Source organism: Bacteroides fragilis, assembly GCF_019583405.1.
GTDB lineage: Bacteria > Bacteroidota > Bacteroidia > Bacteroidales > Bacteroidaceae > Bacteroides > Bacteroides fragilis_B.
The window spans coordinates 1-4,985 of record NZ_SZUU01000022.1; the positions used below are offsets into that span (position 1 = coordinate 1).

Consider the following 4,985-nt stretch of genomic DNA (forward strand, 5'->3'; position numbering starts at 1 on the left):
CCGCCGTCTTTTTGCGGATCTTGGCATCCTGGATGTAGAACCGCATGAAATCCGTCGTATAACCGATCTGTGTGCGGTTTGTCAGGGTCATGCGCAACAGCAGGATATCCCCGTCGATGAAGATATTTCCGACCTCGAACTCCACACCGGAATTCTTGTCCTTCAGCCCCAGATCCAGGGGAAGACGTTTCGCGATAGCCTCCCTGATCCTTTCCTTCTGTCCGTAAGAGCGTTCCTTTTCGTCGAGTATGGCCACCCTCTGCGTATCCTCCTTGTCGATGACGAAGCTGAAACGCTCCGGAGCGGGCACATAACGCAGGTCGAAAGTGTAGAACTTTCCCCCTTCAAGCACGACCGATATGTTCGTATCCTCTTTATAGGGCTGGACGGCTTTTACGGCCAGGATATTATCCACTCCCTCGGCTTTGTCCACCTCCACGTTCGTGCTTCCGTAGTCCACATAGGTGATACCGGCAGGGAAGATCAGGAACAGCTGCTTTTCTTTTCCTACCGGCAGCGTATGCGGTGCGGGAGCTTCCCCGCCTATACGCACATAACTCCGGGCCGGATGTGCGTTGTAGCTGATAGAGTACGAATAGAACTTTGTGTCGGCCGTCACCACCGACAGGGTTGTTTCCCCCGGGAAGTTCTCTTCCGCCGCCTTCAGGCGTATGATTCCTGGGCAATTCGCCACTTTCTCACCGATGACGTAATCCCCTCCGATGCTGTAATACTTCACTTCGGTAGGGAAGATCAGGTGCAGGGTCTTTTCATACCCGATCTGCAGAGGAACTGCGGAGAGTTCCTCGATCTTCTGCGCTTTCCCTGAAAGGAAAAACAGGAGAAGCAGGGTGGTGATGTAAATTGGTTTTAGTCTCATATCTTTTTAAAATTTTGTTTCAATTTCTTTGTCCATAAAAGCTGTTTACCTATCTTTGCGACTCATTGTTAAAATCAATTTTATGTCATACTTCGAAAAAACGGCTGAAATATTAGCTTGTCTCCCTGAGCATTATTTGGATTTCATCAGATGCTTTATTGCCTGTTCTTTTATGCTATATCCTACATTATTCTTGTTTACGTCTTCCTTTGAATCATATTCCTTATATACACAAGTTTTACTCGTAATGGGAGTATCTGCCATATATACGGCCCTTTTCCTTCCTTTATCTGTACTTCTGTTAGGAAAGAAAGGAATGAATCTTCCGATTTTCCTATTGGCTTCTATATTTGGTTATACTTATTTTACGTTTAGATTCAAATTGGATATGGATGATGAACTTCATTTTTTTCTATTTTTTTTAATTCTCAGTATCCCGACTTTAGGACTTACCCTTTTAATTAAAAACTGTACAGAGGTAATCTTTTGTAAAATTTCACGAATATTGAAAAAATTCATATTACCTATCCTTTTTTTGCTTATTTGAGGAATTTGTATCTTTATTCAGCCCTTTTCTGATGGCCGGGAGATTCCAGCCCACAATGACAAGTGCTATCATATATATCCACACTTCCGGAAGCTTTATTGCTTCAACAACAAATTCTTTTATCGATTCCATTTTCTTCTTGTATTAATCGTTTTTTGATTTCTTCCATTCCTTTTCCTTCCTCACTCTCCCGGTTGCCTGAGCAGTATGCGGTAGTTGGTTTTGATTGTCACCTTTACCTTCCGGATATTCTTGCTTGCTGCCGACTTGGTTGCGTTGATGACGCTGTTGGCCGCTCCTGCCACGAGTTGGCTTCCCATATCAAATCCTCCGGAGATATTGGTGTTCGCGCCGCTTATTCCCGCCGCTCCGGCCTCTTGTGCTGTCTCCGCCTTCACATTGCCCGGTACATAGATTCCCTGTATTGCGTCCTCGGAATAAACCTGCTTATCAAAGGGAAGTATATTTCCACCCAGGTTTACCGAGGTGATCTTTACCAGGACACGCTCCCCGTCGATGCCCGTCACCTCTCCGAATACGGGAGTCCCTTTACGGATGCGCTGCCCGTCATCGGTCAGGCAGTTCTCGGCCAGCTGCATCTTGAGGGTGGAACCGACCATGACGGTTTGCGTGGAGTGCACGAATGCCTTGATAACATTCCGTTCTTCCTGTCTCACGAGCCGGACCGTGTTGAATCCCCTGCGAACCGGTGCCCGGGGCACAGTATCCACGGCTTTGCGGTGCTTGGGCTGCACTTCCCCTTCCTTCTTTTCCTGCATGGCAGGTTTTTCCTTTCCCCCGGAAGAAGCCGGCTGTTGTACTGGTGCCGTGATTCCCGCTCCGAGTTCCCGCTCGTTATTCCGGATCAGCTCCTGTATGCGCCGGATCTCCCTTTCATTCCCGGCCGTGTCCGCAGGCTCCTCCGTTACCGGATCGAAACCTGAAAGGGAAGCGGATTTGCTTGTATTTTCCTTCTCGACTTTTTGGAGCATGTCATCCAGCGTAAAGCTGTCCTTGATCCGTGTTCTGAGGATTACCTCACCCGTTTCCGGCTCCTTGCTTCCGGAGGCCGGCAGGCTGGCGATGAATGCCCACACCAGCAGGACAACTACAATTCCCAAGCCCGCCAGTATGGCTATTCTGCTTTTCCCGTCCCGTGTCATAAGAGCTCGTATTGCTGGTTATAGGTGCGGAAGAAGAAACCGGACGTATTTTCCGGAAAGCGCGGAGTGGTATGGATGGCGGTACCCTCACTCACAATCCGTACTTTCCTGGTGTCATCGCCATTAATGATACTCAGGATGGAGGAGAACCTGACATGGTACTCCTCACCGTCGGCACGTATGTCGATGATCTTTTCAAACTCCGTCTTGTAGACAACCCCGAGTTCCAGCGCATCGCCATAGGCACGGTCCGCCTGGTATTTGGCAAATACGGTATTCGCGTCCGGCTTGTTGACCAGGAACAGGGCACGGGCACGGTTCTCCTGCAGGGAAAGCCTGTCAAAGCTGTTCAGGAAGTAGGCCGTCCGGCGGCAGTGCCCTTTCAGGAGGCTTTCGTACAGCAGGTCCTGCTGCATGGCCTTGAAATGGACGAACTCCCCGCCTTCGTTGACCACCAGGATCTTGTTCATCGCATTGTTCACCACGCTGTGTGCGAAGAACAGGACCATCGCGATGGTTATCCCGCAGAAAATAAATACCAGTTTGGTGCGGAGCGTATGGCTCTTTCTGGCTTCCGCCAGGCTGGAGAAATCCTTGAGTATGCTTTTTACTTGGAGTATGCTTTTTATTGTTGCTTTCATGGAAGTTTCATTGTGTAATTTATAACCATTTGTTTACTGTGGCCTTTACCGTGCCGAGCATCGTGAGCTTGAGCAGGAAAGAAAAAATGACCATCAGCAGCACCGACCAGGATCTTTGCAGGACATAGTTCGTGACGATCAGGTCCGAGAAAACGCTGGCAAGGATAAACCCCGGATAGAGCATGTAGCATCCCAACATCTGCTTGACCCATGTGTAGAAGGAGCTGCGCGTGTCATTGTTGTACAGGCAGGCTATCGCTATGGGAGAAATGATCTCGAGCAGGAGCAGTATCAGGTAGCGGGTACAGAGGAACAGCAGCATGATGTAATCATAGGCCACGCCGAAGAGACTGCCTATCGTTCCTGAGATAAGTGACCATTTCAGGGTATCGAGCCCGTTGACGGCTATGTCGGTGATGTCCCCGTTCATCAGTTCGTCCAGCATGGCGCTGATCGGATCTTTCCAGATGTTGTGCGGGTTATAGACCCCACCGGTGGCAAGTGACTTCATCAGTTCGTCGGCGCCATAGGCCAGTACCGTTTCGAGCGTTCCTAACAGCACGGGCATGATGCATATCAGTCCTATGCAGAAGATGTACTCCCTGCCCAGCTCATAGAAGTGCTTGGCGTTGAATCCTTTTCCCTCATTTGTCATCTCTTTGATAATTCCCACGAGCTTGAAAACGAAAGTCGTTATGACAAACCCGGCGACAATCGCGTAGAATCCTTCTATGACTACCATACCCTTTATATGCAGGTACGCGGCGTTCAGATTTCCGTATGCTTCTTCCATGCCGGTTATCTCAATGCTCTTTTGAGCCGTTCGTACTGGTTTATTACTTGGGAGATCTTCGCTATTTTCCTTTCCTCTTCAAGAGTCTGTTTCTCTATGTTCTGCAAGGTGGTCAGCCGCTCTGCGTCATTCATCCTCACGCTTGTGGAGAGGATCGTTCTTGATAACTGGATCAGGCGTCTGTTTCCGGCCATGATCTGTTCAATACTGCCGCTGAGTGTCTGCAGCGTCGAGGAGTTCAGTTGCTTCCCGCTGAGCAGATCGACGCATTTTTTGGAGAGCCTTGCCTGGCGTTCGATAATATACCGGGTCGTCTCACAGTCCGACACTACGGAGTTGACCTTGCGCAGCATGTCCAGGCTCTCGTCCAGCAACTTCTTCTGTTCCTGAAGGTAACTGACCTGCTTTTGTAGCTCCTTGAAGTTTTTAAGGTTCTGGCTTAAATTGCCGGCATCCGTCACGGCCCATTGTGCCGATGCGGTGGCTGCCGCCATCAGCACGATTAAGGATAAAAATAATTTCTTCATGCGTTTCTTGTTTTAATGTTCGTTTATATATTCTTCGATAGCTTCCTGCATGGACTTGCCGCTTCCGGTTTTGTCCTCGAGGTCCGACCAGATCTCACCTTCCGTCTGGAAAGCGAGGAACTTCTCCCTGGAGAACTCCAGGCGGGTAACCGTCGCGTAATTCTCACCCATACGCATGAAGCATTCCGAGTAGGGACGGGAACCGGCGAAGTTGTTCCGCATGGATTTCATCAGGGCTATCTGGCCGGGCTGCGTCAGCTTGAACTTGTCGATGATGCTCTGGTAGATGACCTCCTTGGTCGGCAACACGAACAGCATGTCCGTGTTGCTGATGATGTTTTTCGTGTTCTCGTCATCGGGCAGCTGGTCAGGGGTCTGGACAATGGTATATACGGCTCCGTTCTCTTTCCGTATCTTCTGGTAGCAGAAGGCCA

Annotated in this window: 8 protein-coding genes; all 8 read right to left on the bottom strand. The window is 49.5% G+C overall.

Translation table 11 applies throughout. The features are described 5' to 3' along the window. On the bottom strand, positions 1-880 hold an 880-nt coding region (locus tag FDF36_RS20790), incomplete at its 3' end, for a DUF4138 domain-containing protein (RefSeq protein ID WP_220392661.1). Positions 881-1,012: 132 nt separating this feature from the next. Further along, entirely contained in the window at positions 1,013-1,144 is a 132-nt protein-coding gene (locus FDF36_RS21400; protein ID WP_259281493.1) for a hypothetical protein, read from the bottom strand. 256 nt (positions 1,145-1,400) lie between these two features. Then, positions 1,401-1,559, bottom strand: a complete 159-nt coding sequence (locus FDF36_RS20795; RefSeq protein WP_220392662.1) for a hypothetical protein — start codon at positions 1,557-1,559, stop codon at positions 1,401-1,403. Positions 1,560-1,609: 50 nt separating this feature from the next. Then, positions 1,610-2,590, bottom strand: coding sequence for a conjugative transposon protein TraM (gene traM, locus FDF36_RS20800; protein WP_220392663.1), 981 nt, complete (start codon positions 2,588-2,590; stop codon positions 1,610-1,612). Continuing rightward, complete coding sequence (locus tag FDF36_RS20805; protein WP_220392664.1) at positions 2,587-3,231, bottom strand: hypothetical protein; 645 nt, start codon at positions 3,229-3,231, stop codon at positions 2,587-2,589. The genes traM and FDF36_RS20805 overlap by 4 nt, the downstream gene beginning before the upstream one ends. Positions 3,232-3,250: 19 nt before the next feature. Next, a complete protein-coding gene (locus FDF36_RS20810) occupies positions 3,251-4,024 on the bottom strand; it encodes a hypothetical protein (RefSeq protein WP_220392665.1) in 774 nt (257 codons plus the stop codon). A gap of 5 nt (positions 4,025-4,029) precedes the next feature. Then, entirely contained in the window at positions 4,030-4,551 is a 522-nt protein-coding gene (locus FDF36_RS20815; protein WP_220392666.1) for a conjugal transfer protein TraI, read from the bottom strand. Between the two features lie 12 nt (positions 4,552-4,563). Further along, positions 4,564-4,985 (bottom strand): TraG/VirB4 family ATPase (locus FDF36_RS20820; protein WP_475647112.1); only part of this gene is annotated, 422 nt, incomplete at its 5' end.

Bases quoted from the DNA above. Each gene is read 5' to 3' on its own strand.
- FDF36_RS21400 (WP_259281493.1), bottom strand. From the start codon at position 1,144: ATGGCAGATACTCCCATTACGAGTAAAACTTGTGTATATAAGGAATAT.
- FDF36_RS20795 (WP_220392662.1), bottom strand. From the start codon at position 1,559: ATGGAATCGATAAAAGAATTTGTTGTTGAAGCAATAAAGCTTCCGGAA.
- traM (WP_220392663.1), bottom strand. From the start codon at position 2,590: ATGACACGGGACGGGAAAAGCAGAATAGCCATACTGGCGGGCTTGGGA.
- FDF36_RS20805 (WP_220392664.1), bottom strand. From the start codon at position 3,231: ATGAAAGCAACAATAAAAAGCATACTCCAAGTAAAAAGCATACTCAAG.
- FDF36_RS20810 (WP_220392665.1), bottom strand. From the start codon at position 4,024: ATGGAAGAAGCATACGGAAATCTGAACGCCGCGTACCTGCATATAAAG.
- FDF36_RS20815 (WP_220392666.1), bottom strand. From the start codon at position 4,551: ATGAAGAAATTATTTTTATCCTTAATCGTGCTGATGGCGGCAGCCACC.